The following is a 13,806-nucleotide window of genomic DNA, read 5'->3' on the forward strand; positions in this document are numbered from 1 at the left end:
CCGTCTGTTTTTGAGGCGTTCATTGCCGTTTTTCCCGTCATTCGGCGTTCAGGCGGTCTCCTTACGTCCTCATCTCCCGGAACGTCTCCGCCATGCCTGCGGTAAAACTCCATTGACGCCGCATGTAAGCCCGCAGGGCGTTCGTCCGTTCCCGGTAGCGCGCCAGGGCGCGCTCCGGCTCATTCCAATGCTCCATAAGCGCGCCGGCTGCATGATGTCCGCTCTCCAGCGCAGCCGAGACACCCTCGCCCATCGGGTTCAGAAACCCCGCCGCTTCGCCCGCGCACAAAACGCGTCCCTGTCCATAATAGATGGGACAGCCGGGCGGAATACGGGGCATCAGCCATTTCTCGCGTCTTTCCTCCCGGCCGGTGCACAGGCCGTGCCGCTCCTCCATGTAGGAAAGGAAACGCCGATAAAAATATTCCGCCCGCTTCGCATCCCGCACCGACACGCCCAGCACCAGAAAGCCGTCCTTCACATTGAACCATGCGTCGTACTCCGAAAGCTCCGGCTGAAGATAGGCGTAAAAATAATGCGGGTCCAGCGCGATGCGGCCCTCGTTAAAGGTTTGAAACGTTGTGATATACTGCGCCGGGCCCGGCGCCAGCTTCCGTTTCAGCGCGCCCGTCACGCCCTCGCAGTCCAGCAGATACCTTGCCCGCACTTTACAGCGTTCCCTGTTCTGCAGCGTGACCCAAACAGCGCCGTTCTCTTCTTCACAGGCAATCGCGGCGGTACCGTCCAGCAGCTCCGCTCCGCTTTCCGCCGCCTTCGCCACGAGCCAGCCGTCAAAAGCGCCGCGCCACACATTGCGCCCTTCCTGCCTGAAAGCATATTCCCCGCCCTTGTCATCGGTAAAGATCATCCCCCGGTTTTCCACCGGAGCACAGCAGACAGCCGACGGTACTTCCTCGCCAAAATACTGCTTCACCAACCCCAACGACTTTTTGATCAATATGCCGGAGCAGGATTTGTATCGCGGCAGCCGAAACCGCTCCACCAGCAGCACACGGCGGCCCGCTTCACAGAGCGCCTTGGCCGCTGCCGCTCCCGCGGGGCCCGCTCCTGCGACGACGGCGTCATACATACCGTGCACCTCGCTCTCCCGTCATTCGCCCACGTTTGGCTTGGTGAGCATGGTGTGCGTCAGCCTGGCAACAGAGACGCCGCCCATGGTGATATCCCTGTCTCCAAACCGCAGCACCTGCGTCTGGCCCTTTTTCACAGGCAGCCATTCCGCCAATCCCGGCCCGTTGGGGTCGCCCGTTTTTGCAAAATTCGTCAGGTACGACACCATCGCTTCGGACAAAGCCCGGTCCCATTCCGTGAAAGGCCGCCAACAGCTGTCCAGCGTGCCGAACGCATACCACAGGTCTGCCGAATGCCACGCACCTTTTTCATCTCCGGGCAGCTGACGGCTGAAGAAATAGGCATAGCTGGGCTGTTTGCCCTGGTCCGCCTGCAACCGCGCCCAGCCCTTTGCCATTTTATGCACGATGGGCGGCACAACGTCCTCGCTGGTGGAGCCCATCAGGTACGGGATGTTCTTTTGCCGCCCTGCTTTTGCAGCTTCCGCCGCGCTTTCCGTAAGGAATACGCCGTCCACCACCGGGCCGCACCCGGCCATGGGGTTCTTCTGTTCTTTCCTTGCCTCGGCGAACGCCGCGAACAGCGCCTGCGGTTCTGCGCCGCACAGCGCCGCAAAATCTGCCGCGCCCAGCTTCTGCCGCACCGCCTGCCAGAACGGATACGCTTCTTCCGCTTTCTGCGCCGCGCCCAGCAGTCTGGAAACGCCGCCTCCGCTCATCATCACCGCGCCGCGGAACAGCCCGTTCGTCATGGGCGAAACACAAAGCTGCTGTACGCTCATCGCGCCCGCGGACTGGCCCATAAGAGTAACTTGGCCCGGGTCGCCGCCAAAAGCGGCGATATTGTCCCGCACCCAGCACAGCGCGGCCATCTGGTCAAACATTGCGTAGTTGCCCGTATGCCCGTCCCGGGCGGCAAGCTCCGGCAGGCACAAAAAGCCCATAGGGCCCAGACGGTAATTGATGGTGACGGCAACAACGCCCTTTTTGCACCAGGCCGTGCCGTCAAAATGCTTTTCATGGCCGCACCCACCCAAAAATCCGCCTCCGTGAATATAAAACAGCACGGGCGCGTTTTTTGCGTCGTCGGGAGCCCAAATGTTTAAAAACAGGCAGTCCTCACTGTAATCGTAGTGTTCGCCCCGACGGAATTCGTTGTAATAAAACGCCTTTTCCGGCACGTCTTCTTCGTTGTAGAACGCGCGCGGCTGAAACGAACACGCACCGAAATTGGCGGCGTCATACACGCCGTCCCAATGCGTCACCTGCCGGGGATATTCCCAGCGCCCTGCCGTGGCGTACCGTATGCCGCGGAATACGGACACGCCGTCCGCTCCGCCCGCCGCGCCCTGTACGGGCCCGCACGGCGTATGTACAAAATGGTTTTTCATACCGGCTTTCCTCCCTGCTTTCTTTCCTGACGGTGCGGCTCCGGCAGGGCGCTTTCCGCCCGGCCTTTTCCAGCAATTCCATTACAATAAAGAATACCCTCTTACGCGCATCAAGTACATTGTATTTCTTGCACATCAAAAGCCCCGCCGTTTTTCATGCCATCCGGCGAGCCGTTTGGGCAGCCTTTTCACCGCTCTGCAATTAAAAAGCCGTCCGCGGTATGCGCCGCGGACGGCCTTTCGTTCCAATATGTGTCAGCGTGTGCCGCTTTTTTTCTTCCAGAGCAGGAAACCGGCCATCAGAGCCAACCCGAACGGCAGCGCCAGCAGACCCGGCAGCTCGAAATGCACCAGCAGACCCGCCGCCACATAAGAGATGCAGGAAACGGCTGCCGCCGTTATTGCATAGGGCAGTTGTGTGGAGACATGCTGGACATGGTCGCACTGGGCGCCCGCAGAGGCCATGATCGTTGTGTCGGAGATCGGCGAACAATGGTCGCCGCACACGGCGCCCGCCATACATGCGGCAATGCACACGATGCCCATGGGGTCGTCCAGAGGGAAGATCGCCATGGTGATGGGGATGAGCACGCCGAACGTTCCCCAGCTTGTCCCTGTCGCAAAAGCCAGCAGGCAGCCGATCAGGAACACGATGGCCGGCAGGAACATCTGCATGCCTTCCGCGCCGCTTTTCACAAGGTCCCGCACAAAGTATTTCGCGCCCAGAGAATCCGTCATGGCTTTCAGCGACCATGCGAATGTGAGGATCATAATGGCAGGCACCATCGCCTTAAAGCCGTCCGGGATGCAGCCCATCATCTCGCGGAAGGACATTGCCCGGCGCAGCATATAATAAACGAAGCTGAACACCAGAGCGAATGCGGACCCAAGCATCAGCCCTACCGACGCGTCGGAGTTTGAGAACGCGGTGCTGAAACGCGCCAGCACGCCGCCTTCCCCGCCTGCGAAGAAGCCGCCGGAATACACCATGCCCACCACGCAGCAGATAATAAGCACTGCAATGGGTGCAATAAGGTCAACCACACGCCCTTTGTCCGCCGGGGCCTCCCCTGCGCCCGCATAGGGGTCCGGCCCGCCGCCGAACAGGTCTCCCCCGCCGGCCAGCGCCTCGCTTTTCGCCATGGGGCCGTAATCCACCCGCAGCACAACAAGCATCACCATCATGGCGATGGTGAACAGTGCATAGAAATTATAGGGAATGGCCCGGATGAAGAGGGACAGGCCCTTTCCATCCTCCACAAAACCGGACACAGCCGCCGCCCAGGACGAAATAGGCGCAATGATGCACACCGGTGCCGCCGTAGCGTCGATGATATACGCCAATTTGGCGCGCGATACCCGGTGCTTGTCGGTGACGGGCCGCATCACGGAGCCCACCGTCAGACAGTTGAAATAATCGTCGATGAAAATAAGGCAGCCCAGCGCTACCGTAGCCAGCTGCGCGCCCACGCGGGATTTGATATGTGTCTGTGCCCATCGTCCGAAGGCCGCAGAACCGCCGGCCTTGTTCATCATGCAGACCATCGTGCCCAAAACGACAAGAAACACCAGGATGCCGACGTTGTATGCGTCCGACAGCACCGAGACGATGCCCCCCTGAAATACGTGCAGCACCGTGCCCTCAAAGCTGAAATTCGCATACAGCAGGCCGCCCGCAGCAATGCCTATAAACAGTGAAGAATACACCTCTTTTGTGATGAGCGCCAGCGTGATGGCAATGAGCGGCGGCAGCAGGGACCATGCCGTATTGTAAAACCGGCTTTCCGCCTCTGTCCTGCCGGAGCCGCCGCAGGCCCCGCAGATGTTTTTCCCGCCGCACGCCCCGCATGCCGCGTCCTTGCCCAGGCATTCCATGCAAGCGCCCGAGCCGCCGCATTCCGCGCATTCCACCATGCGCGAACCCGGTTCGTCCTGCGCGCCGCTTTCCGCAAAAGCCGGCGCCGCGCACAAAACCGCCAGCACCAGCACCGCCGCCAGCATGGGCAGCAGCCGAATCCTTTTTTTCATACTGTTCCTCCTCCTGTGTTCTGCCGCAGGCCCTCCGCTCCGACACACGGACACAGGCTGGAAAAAACAAAAAGCCCTGTGCGCATAGAGCGCACAGGGCAACCGGACGCAGCCTCCGCTGGAAGATGCGTCTGGATAGCGCTCCACAAATTTTGTGACAGTCCGCAGGATATTCTCCCACGGCCCAGGATACGCCGCCCAGGCAGGCGGCTGCTCCTTCGGCGGTTCCCCCTCTCCCCGAAACGGCTGCCTGGCCATTGTTCCGGGTACGCATGAGTCCCGCGCCTCTATCCGCGTATTCAGTTGAAAAGACCTTTCCGGCCTTCCCGAAGCACACAACGCGCCCGGGAACATTCGAATGATACTTATAAATTAGCACGGCTGCTCCAAAATAGCAAGCGGATCCGCCATTTTTTACACAAAAAATTTTTCCGGATGCACACGGCTTTTCCGCTTCTTCAAAAAACGCCCCGGCATCCGCCGGGGCAATGCGTTTCGTTTTTTTCAGGGGTCTCAATCGTGAAGGCTGGGTTTCGCCCGCAGAGAGATGGTGTGCTCAAAACAGCTGAAATCCGTCAAATACACAGTATAGCAGCCCTCGGTGCGCTTCATGCTTCCAAACTTACCCGCTGTGAAGCCGTGCGCGCCGAAGCACGGGCCCGCCTCGATGGCATACCTTCCCCTGGAGGCCGTCAGCGTTCCGGATTTGGCGACGATACCGCCGCCCTCCGCGCCATCCGCGGCAAAATGCTCCGTCTCCACGCGGCAGCCCGCGTCGAACGCAAGCTCCACACGCAGAGGCGCACGGTCGATCCCGGTGTTGACGATGTGCACGTCAATGCCGTTCTCCGCCTCGGTGACCTCCACATCGAATATCATATCCGGCCCGTGAAGCTGCGCGCGCTTCGTGTGGTCCATTTTCCACCAGTCGCTGGTCTCCGGCTTTTCTTCAAACGGCAGATAATACCAGCCCGTCATGGTCTGGTGCAGCGCATAGGCGTTTTCGCCCGTGGAGGCCAGCGTCTCGGGGATGAAGCTGCGGTGCTCACAGAAACTGGCGCCGATGTGCATACTCACAGTAAAATCGCCGTTCTGGAAATACAAAAAGCCCGCGCTGTGGTTGATGATGGTGTAGGAATACCCCTTCCGGCGGCAGCGTACGATCTCGCTGCCCTTGTAAAATTTGTGGTAATCCGCCGGGAAACCGCTGCCCGCGTGCTCCAGCGCGGCCAGACGGGGCTGCAGCATGAACTGGATCAGGCAATCCATAGCCTTCAGGCCGTGGCGGTCCACTGCCGCCATGATCTCATTCGCCGCGTCCAGAAATTCCGGCTTCTGCAGCACGTCGCCCATATACAGATACTCAAAGTAATAGTCTTTGGGATAGATCTTGCGCCCCCGGTCCTGCCGGGTGGAGTTGTTCGTAAAGATGCTGTCGTCCGGCTCGACATAGGTGAGCATCATGGTCAGGTTCCGCACCACAGGTTCGTAATAAGCGTCGTCGCCCGTGGCCACGGCCAGCATGATCATCGCGTCGTTGTTGATCCGGTTGTAATTGCCCGCCGAGCGCTCCGCATATTCGCCGTCTGCGTTGCAGTCGCTGCCTTCCAGCAAAATAGCGTCCGCGGCCTTTTTGTACGCCTCGCCGCCCAGCAGCCTGTGGCACATCATCAGTACCGATGCGATGGCCCAGCGGTGGTTCGGCGTATGAAAACCGCAGTGTGTCAGTGCTTCGGCGGCATCTTTCACAATGGCTTCATACAGCGGCAGCAGCTGCGCGCACACATCTTTTTCCGCCGCGTCCGCCGCCTGCGCACCCTCCGCGATCCGGCGCAGATATACGTACACGGGCAGCAGCCGCTTCGTGCAGAAAGCCGTGTCCGGGCCGGAAAAAAAGTTGCAGTTGACGAGGTCGAAATAGCCGCCCGGCCGCTGGGAGCGGCGCACATAATCCAGCGCCAGCAAAATGCGCCGGAGCACCTCTGCGTCCAGATGCCATTTGCTGTCCGCGTTCAGGCAGCAGGCCGTCATGGTCGTCAGATGATAGATGGCCACCTTCGGCTCCGCAATGCTGTCCGCCGAGGGGAATCCGCCAAAAAACGGGTCGTTCCGGTCCAGGATCTGAATCTCCATAAAGCGTGCGACACGGGCGTCGCTGTCCCGCAGGACCTTGTTGTAATGCTCTTTCATATGGGGGCTCCCTTTCCAAATAAAAGTGACGGCAAAAGCCGGTGCTTGTGCGCCGCGCGGCGTGCCGCCGCGGCTTGTGCTTTGTTATTATCATAGTTTTTTTATCTATAAAAAACAACACAGGTTTTGTCCGCTTCCAAAAGAAGCATTGCATATTTTGCTTAAAATTCCAAAATCCGTACCACCGCGGCTGCACATTGCACTTCGGCCGCTTATGGCAGGCCGCTGCTGCCGCGGCGGACGGTTCACATTTTACTGTGCGCCGGCCTTTCTCTCCGCTTTGTCCGCATAAACCGCCCGAAGCCACCATATATATACAACAAACACAAATAGGGAGTTGTTGCGGCATGAAGGGCAATCCGGAGGAGCGGGCGGTGCAATTGGGCGAATACATCACGGAGACCGGCGCCACCGTGCGCAGCGCGGCCAAAACGTTCGGCATCAGCAAATCTACAGTGCACAAGGATATTACATACCGTTTGGAAAAGCAGAATCACACTCTGTACGACGAGGTGCAGAAGGTGCTGCGCGTGAATAAAGAGGAGCGTCATCTGCGCGGCGGCGCGGCCACACGGCAGAAATACCATCCGGAAATAGAATAACCGGCAATACAGCGGCAGGCCGTCGGCAGGGAACGGGCTGCCGCTCTGTTTTGCCTTTTCCACCGCATGCAAGCCTTCAAGCAACGCCCCCACGGCAGACAGGGCCGACCTGTGTTTTGTAAAAAGCGATAAAATTCTCAAATTTATTTCCCTATTTTGCCGTTTTAATTTCAACAAATACTAATACATACTGGAAATAACAACAAATACAGGCGATTCTGTTCAGCCACATGTTTTGTTCACCCATCCCTGCGGCCCACCGCAAGGCGCTCGTGCCGGGCTGCCAAGAAAGGAGCGGCTATGGAAAATAAATTTCTTGCACACATCGCGGAGGACGGACGGGAACGAACGGTTTTCGAGCATCTGGCGGGCGCCGCCTCGCTGGCGGCGGAGTTTTCCCGCCCTTTCGGCGGCGAGGCACAGGGGCTGCTGGCCGGGACGGCCCATGACATTGGAAAATACTCTGCTGCGTTTCAGCGGCGGCTGACGGGCGATTCCAGGCGGGTGGATCACGCCACTGCCGGCGCTTTTGAATGTATGGGGCGCGGCCAGCCCTTCGCCGCCTTCGCCGTGGCAGGCCATCACGGCGGCCTTCCGGATGGCGGCGGGCGCGGAGACGGCCCGGAAGCCGCCACCTTTTGGGGACGGATCAACCGGGCGGGCCGCGGCGGGCTGGAGCCTTACGGCGCCTGGGTCCGGGAGGTATCCCTGCCCGGCGGACAACCTCCCCCTTCGCAAAGCAGAACCCGGGAGCGGGCATGTTCTTTACCTGCATGCTTTATTCCTGCCTGGTGGACGCGGATTTTCTGGATACCGAGGCCTTCATGTCCGGGAAGCCGCGCGGGAGTTGTTCAGGCTGCTGGAAAAAGAAGGCGCCTTCCATCCGGCCACTCTGATGTACCCCGCCCACCGTCAAAGCCGACGGAAAGGGATTCGCCGCATGCTGAAAGCTGCCGCTCCCTTCCCGGGGAGCGTGGATTGAAACCGCGCTGCTGGCAATCAAGGAGGCTGCGCCGGCGGTCGCTCCCCCTCACGGAGGGGATTCGAGTTTAAAGGCCGGAGCTCCGATTGCATTTTCAATCAGAACTCCGGCCTTTTTCTTTTATCACCGGCTGCAGCAGCCTGTAAAGCGGCTACGCGCCGAACGCCTTGGCCACGCCCTTCAGCTTTTCACGGATGGGCAGCTCGTAAGGGCAGCGCGCCTCGCACTTACCGCAGCCGATGCAGTCCCCCGCCCTTGCCGTCTGAGACTCGTAGCGCGATCTGGCCCAGTCCGCCAGATCGTAATGCTTGAGATAGTTTTCCAGCGTGAAGATACCCGGGATATCGATGCCCACCGTACACGGCGCACAGTATCCGCACCTGCGGCAGAAATTGCCCGAAAGCCCGGCGCGGATGGCTTCGCATGCGGCCAGCTCCTCCGGTGTAAGCGGGCCGTCCTGCTCCGCCGCAGCTGTGTTCTGCTCTATCTCTTCCAACGTGGCCATTCCGGGGATGGCCAGCGTACAGGTCTTGTTTTGCAGAATGTACCGCATGGCCAGCGTACCGTCGGTGATGTTGCCGCCCGCCAGCGGCTTCATCGCAATGACCCCCACGTTCTGCGCGGCCGCACGCTCCATCAACGCTTCACCCTGGCTTTCAACGATATTATATGGGAACATGATGGTCTCGATCTCCGGATAGGAGAGCAGCCGCTCGAAGCTGTCCACCGAGTGAGCTGTTGCGCCGAGATGTCCGACCTTGCCCGCCCGGATGGCGTCCTGAATGGCAGCCACGGCGCCCTCAGCAGAAAACGCCAGCTCAAAATCAGCATCAGACTTTATATTGTGCAGCTGATACAGGTCGATATAATCCGTCCTCAGGTTGCTCAGGCTGATGCCGATGTCCCGCGCCATGTCCGCGTAACCGCGGGACATGGATTTCGTTGCAAGAATGAACTTCTCCCGCAGACCGCCGGACAATGCCTCGCCCAGATAGCTCTCCGACACAGTGTAGCCGCGCGCGGTGTCGATGTAGTTCACACCCTTTTCCACAAGGCGTTCCATCAGTGCGCGGGTTCCCCGTGCGTCGATGCGTTGGATGGGAATGCCCCCAAAACCCACAGCAGATACCTTCAAACCTGTCTTTCCCAAAATTCTGTATTGCATAACGCAGTTTCCTCCTTTTGCCGCTTGCCGCAGGCGCGGCGTTGCCTGTCAACCCCGATTATACACCCGCGCCGGTTTGTTGCAAAGTTCTTTTTGTGATATGATAGAGCAAAACGTTGAGAATGAGGCGCGGCCGGAAGCGGCCCGCCGGAGGGGAGCATGCCATGCTGAAAGAAAAAACGAACCGCTGGTTCCTGGCATTGGGCGCCGCGCTGCTGTGTGCGGGGCTGGGCGCCGCGGCACTCTGGGATCTGGAGATCGACCTCGCGCTGTATTCACCCGGGTTCCTGCCCGCCGTATTGATGGAGGCCTTCGGCTGGTTTCCTCAGTATTTGCCCGCCGTCGTGCTGTGCGTCTGTATTGCCCTGGACGGTGCGCGAAGCATGCCGCTGCGCGCCGCGGGCGGCCTGCTGGCGGTTGCCGGCAGCGGCATCCTGCTGTATATGGGCGCGCACCATCTTGTAAAGCGCGGGATGTCCGGCCCTTCCATCACACTGTGGACCGTCCTGCTGGGCGGCCTTTCGCTGGGTATATGCGCACTGGCGCTGTACCGCTCCCGCAGCGGGGGGCGCAAAAAGCTGGAATTCGTATGCCTTTGGGGCACGGTGTATCTGCTGGCCGGGCTTGCCGCCATCAACATTATCAAGGCTGTCTGGCAGCGCACGCGCTTTGACGACATGCTCACCGCCGCGGGCGGCGGCTTCGAGGGCGCGTTCGCACAGTTTACAAGCTGGATGCAGCCGTTCGGCAACGGCGGTTCCAGCTTTCCGTCCGGCCACACGGCTGCCGCGTGCAGTGTGTTCATCCTGACACTGGCCTGTGACGTCTGCCTCAAGTGGAACCGCCGCCGCACGCTGGTATGGGCGCTTTGCTGGGCCTATGTGGCCTTTATGGCCTTGTGCAGGCTCGTCATCGGGCGGCATTACCTCAGCGACACGCTGGCCGCGGCCTTTGTGATGCTGCTGCTCTACCTGGGCATGCGCAAAACAAAATGGTACCGCGCAGGCGCACGTGAGCTGACGGCTCCCGGCACATAAGTATGGCATGCCATTCCGCAAAAGCCGTGAAAAGGCCGTTCCCACGGGAACGGCCTTTTCATTATATTTGCAGCTCACGCACCTGCAAAGCAAAATAATATTGGATAAAGCCCCGGCCGGACCATTCCGCCCGTACTTTATAAAAATAGAGGCCCGGCGTGGTGGGTGTGCTGAAACGGCCGCCGCCCGCATCCGAAAGCTCCAGATATTCCGTCGGCTTATCGCTGACGGCACGCATCACCCGCAGCTCCGAAGGTTCCTTGGTGAACAGAATGCGCATCTGTGCGCCCGGCATCACGTCCACAGGCTGCAGCGGCACGTCCTCCGGCGAGAGCAGCGGCGTTTTTTCCTGTGTCAGGAAAAAATTCCATTCCCAACCCGCCCGGCGCACCTCCTTGTCCGGAACAAGCTCCTCATCCCCATACAGAACTGTAATGATGGGCAGCGCGGATTCCGGGTCCTGCGTATCGAGGGATTCCTTAATAAACGCCGTCATACCGGTGGCGATGGCCAACAGCACAGCGCCGATGATGAGCTTGCGGAAAAAAATCTTTGGCAGTTTCATACGTTTCCTCCCGGCGGGGCAAACCTGTCGTTTTTCTTATTGTAGCATGCCGGCGTGTAAAAATCCACCCGCATAAAACAAAAGCGGCACGCATATGGGTTATAGCACCGGGCTGCGCCCGCTTGCCCGCGGCAGTTTTCCGTCCCGGCGCTCCCGCGCGGCACGGCGAGCGGCACAAAAGGGCCTGCCGTCATTTTCAACTGGGAGGAATCATTTTATGGAGCATTCACTGTATCCTGTGCCGCCGCGCTTCACTGTGCGGCGGCTGGTATTGATGGACCTTGCGGCTATTTGCACGCTGTATGGCGCTTGCGGGCGCGACACCGCCTGGGGCACACGCGAAACGCTTGCCGCGCTGTTTGGCGAAGGCGAATGGTGGGGCGGTTTTCTGGGCGGAGAGTTGGTTGTCTGCTGCGCCTGTGTACCCGCCCGTTCCGCCACGCCCCAGGCTGCCGCTCTGCGCGGCGCGCTGGCGCCCGCGCGCCTTCCGGCCCGTTTTCTGCTGCCGCCCGCCGCCACGCCCGAGGGCCGGGCCTTTGCCGGGCGCTTTCTTTCCCTGCTGGGCGAACGCCTCTGGCCGCCCTGTGCCTCCCCCGAAAAAAGGCTCGCCGCCGCAGTCCCCGTCAAAACGGGCGGCCTGCTGCTGGACGGCTTTTTCGAGGCGGGCTTTACGCTGTTCCTCGTGCGCCCGCTGGCGGCGCTGCGCCCGCATTACCTGCTGACGCCGCCCGGCCTTCGGCAGCCTGCCCCGGGAACGCCGGATGAAGACGCCGTACGGCGTGTGCACATCCCTCTGGCGGACACGCTGGCGGTCTCCCGCCTGCTGGAACAGGGCTTCTGCGGGACCGCCCTGTACGAGGGCGCGGACGGGCAGCCCGCGCTCCGGCTGGAACGACCGAATCCCGCATAAGAAGAACGCGCCTGCCGCACCGTATATACGGACGCACATCCCGCAAAGGACACGCCCCCTGAAACGCCGCGCGCGTTTCGGGGGCGTTTGCGTTCGTTCCATTTTTTTAGCTGCGTGCTTTCAGCCGGAAAAATGCCCGCATTCCACACACAGATGGCAGGATTCAAAACACATTTGTTTTTCGTTCAAAAACATTCCTACAGAAATACTGTACAAAATGGCAACATCTGCCAGGAAGGGTTGACAAAACTTTGGCAGATGTATAATATTGATATTTCCGAAGAATGGGAGTAAAGTAGGTAAGTAATATCGCTTTATTTCCTATTTATATAGTATACAACATTGCGGGAGGGATATCATGGAAAAATTTGTAGACCGCATCATTGAAACAGACCGCAAGGCCCGCGAGATCATCGAGCAGGCCCAGCAGGAAAAGCAGGCTGTTCTGGCAGATGCCAAAAAACGCGCCGATGCTGAGATCGCCCGCCGCGAAACCGAGGCCGATAAGGGACGCGCCGCCATCGATGAGGAATTCGCCCAGCGCGAGGCCCGCGAGAGCGAGCGTATGGACGCCGCCTATCTGGACGCCAAGCATGCGCTGGACAACGCCTTTGAGGACGGGCATGACGCATGGCTGGCCGAGATCACACAAAATACGCTGGCCGCGCTGTGACGCGCGCTACGCATAACAGAAAGGGGCGAAAAGGCCATGCTTGAAAATCTGTCCGCGCTTGCCATCGTACCCAAGGCCAAGGCCATCGCCGCACGCCGCCTTTCGCACAGCGATTACCTGGAGCTGATGCGCAAGCGCAGCGTCATTGAGGTGACGGCCGCGCTGCAGAGCCATCCCTATTTTAAGGACAGCCTGAAAGGGCTTTCCCAAACCAACCTGCACCGCGCGCAGATCGAAGAGGCACTCAGCAAGGACGTTTATTACAAATACGAATCGCTGATGCGCTACAGCTTCCGCAAGGGCAAGTTCGGAGCGTATTTTTTAATGCGCAGCGAGATCAACGAGCTTCTTGCCAAGCTGCGGCTTCTGTCCATGGGCTTCCGGCATCATTATATCATCCAGGTGCCCGGCTTTCTGATGCCCAAAACCAGCTTCAGCCTGCTCAGGCTGGCCAAGGCCGAAAGCGCGCAGGACTGCCTTGAGGTAGTGGCCGGCACGCCCTACGCCAAGGTGCTGGCCGGCGTGCTGCCCGCCGCGGGCCAGAAGCTTGATTATCTGAAATGCGAGCATGCGTTTCAGTCTTACTTCTACACCACTGTTCTGGCGCAGATCGACCGCGACCTCTCCGGCCGCAGCGCAGCGGACACAAAGCGCCTGTTCCGTATGGAAGCGGAGATCTACAACCTGGACCTCCTGTTCCGCGCCAAAGCGTTTTTCAGCCCCCAGCTCACACCCGAAGACCTGAAAAAGCTCCTTATACCGGTGTACGGCGTGCTCTCGGCAAAAAACATGAACGCATTGGCCGATACCCGGGGGCTGGACGAATTTTTGAAGCTGTACAACGCGGGCCGCGCGGGACAGGTATACGGCGCCCGCTCGGCAGACCCGGCGGATGCCTCCGAAGTATCCGAAACGCGCGCTCTGTACCGCGCCGCGCAGAAGCTGCTGCATTTTTCCAGCACGCCGCAGACGGTGCTTGCCGCGCTGTTGTGCCTGGCCAATCTGGAGCGCAGCAATATCATCAACGTCATCGAGGGCGTGCGCTACGGCCTTTCGCCGGAGCAGATCAGTGCCTTCTTGAAATACTGACCGTATCGCGGCAGCCGGACGCCGCGGCCATCCCCTTCCCCGCGCCGGGGCGCGGGAGCAATTGAAAAGAAGCGAGGTACCAC

Annotated in this window: 12 protein-coding genes and 1 riboswitch; of the genes, 6 read left to right on the forward strand and 6 right to left on the reverse strand. The window is 59.9% G+C overall.

Annotated elements, in window-relative coordinates; all coding sequences use genetic code 11:
* Positions 1-61: 61 nt before the first annotated feature.
* The 4 genes from TQ39_RS10215 to TQ39_RS10230 all read right to left on the reverse strand — a co-directional run bounded on the left by TQ39_RS10215 (position 62) and on the right by TQ39_RS10230 (position 6,700).
* Complete coding sequence (locus TQ39_RS10215) at positions 62-1,090, reverse strand: NAD(P)/FAD-dependent oxidoreductase (RefSeq protein WP_009324529.1); 1,029 nt, start codon at positions 1,088-1,090, stop codon at positions 62-64.
* A 21-nt stretch (positions 1,091-1,111) separates the two neighbouring features.
* Positions 1,112-2,482, reverse strand: coding sequence for a carboxylesterase/lipase family protein (locus TQ39_RS10220; protein WP_050005454.1), 1,371 nt, complete (start codon positions 2,480-2,482; stop codon positions 1,112-1,114).
* 255 nt (positions 2,483-2,737) lie between these two features.
* Positions 2,738-4,510, reverse strand: coding sequence for a Na+/H+ antiporter NhaC family protein (locus TQ39_RS10225; protein WP_050005455.1), 1,773 nt, complete (start codon positions 4,508-4,510; stop codon positions 2,738-2,740).
* A 128-nt stretch (positions 4,511-4,638) separates the two neighbouring features.
* A riboswitch (Lysine riboswitch) is annotated at positions 4,639-4,808 on the reverse strand.
* Positions 4,809-5,023: 215 nt separating this feature from the next.
* The gene (locus TQ39_RS10230; protein ID WP_050005456.1) at positions 5,024-6,700 is read right to left on the reverse strand and encodes a hypothetical protein; all 1,677 of its coding nucleotides are present in this window, start codon (positions 6,698-6,700) and stop codon (positions 5,024-5,026) included.
* 347 nt (positions 6,701-7,047) lie between these two features.
* On the opposite strand from TQ39_RS10230, the gene TQ39_RS10235 reads away from it, so the two are divergent.
* Both TQ39_RS10235 and TQ39_RS20295 read left to right on the forward strand, forming a co-directional pair.
* Entirely contained in the window at positions 7,048-7,302 is a 255-nt protein-coding gene (locus tag TQ39_RS10235; protein ID WP_050005457.1) for a sporulation transcriptional regulator SpoIIID, read from the forward strand.
* 300 nt (positions 7,303-7,602) lie between these two features.
* Positions 7,603-8,355: a CRISPR-associated endonuclease Cas3'' gene (locus tag TQ39_RS20295; RefSeq protein WP_156146266.1), complete on the forward strand. Its 753-nt coding sequence runs from the start codon at positions 7,603-7,605 to the stop codon at positions 8,353-8,355.
* A gap of 80 nt (positions 8,356-8,435) precedes the next feature.
* Here TQ39_RS20295 and TQ39_RS10245 read toward each other — a convergent pair whose 3' ends face one another.
* Positions 8,436-9,449, reverse strand: a complete 1,014-nt coding sequence (locus TQ39_RS10245; protein ID WP_050005459.1) for an aldo/keto reductase — start codon at positions 9,447-9,449, stop codon at positions 8,436-8,438.
* Between the two features lie 164 nt (positions 9,450-9,613).
* Between TQ39_RS10245 and TQ39_RS10250 the strand changes: the two genes are divergently transcribed.
* Positions 9,614-10,486, forward strand: coding sequence for a phosphatase PAP2 family protein (locus TQ39_RS10250; RefSeq protein WP_158555353.1), 873 nt, complete (start codon positions 9,614-9,616; stop codon positions 10,484-10,486).
* Positions 10,487-10,547: 61 nt separating this feature from the next.
* Here the strand turns inward: TQ39_RS10250 and TQ39_RS10255 are convergent, their stop codons facing one another.
* A complete protein-coding gene (locus tag TQ39_RS10255) occupies positions 10,548-11,051 on the reverse strand; it encodes a hypothetical protein (RefSeq protein WP_009324537.1) in 504 nt (167 codons plus the stop codon).
* Between the two features lie 217 nt (positions 11,052-11,268).
* Here TQ39_RS10255 and TQ39_RS10265 point away from each other — a divergent pair, with 217 nt between their 5' ends.
* The 3 genes from TQ39_RS10265 (at position 11,269) to TQ39_RS10275 (ending at position 13,723) form a co-directional block, all read left to right on the forward strand.
* On the forward strand, positions 11,269-11,961 hold the full coding sequence (locus TQ39_RS10265) for a hypothetical protein (protein ID WP_050005462.1): 693 nt from the start codon (positions 11,269-11,271) through the stop codon (positions 11,959-11,961).
* A 358-nt stretch (positions 11,962-12,319) separates the two neighbouring features.
* Positions 12,320-12,634 (forward strand): hypothetical protein, encoded by a 315-nt coding sequence (locus tag TQ39_RS10270; RefSeq protein WP_050005463.1) that lies wholly within the window; start codon positions 12,320-12,322, stop codon positions 12,632-12,634.
* A gap of 36 nt (positions 12,635-12,670) precedes the next feature.
* Positions 12,671-13,723: a V-type ATPase subunit gene (locus TQ39_RS10275; protein ID WP_050005464.1), complete on the forward strand. Its 1,053-nt coding sequence runs from the start codon at positions 12,671-12,673 to the stop codon at positions 13,721-13,723.
* The last annotated feature ends 83 nt before the right edge of the window (positions 13,724-13,806 follow it).

It is taken from the genome of Ruthenibacterium lactatiformans, assembly GCF_000949455.1.
Classification (GTDB): domain Bacteria; phylum Bacillota; class Clostridia; order Oscillospirales; family Ruminococcaceae; genus Ruthenibacterium; species Ruthenibacterium lactatiformans.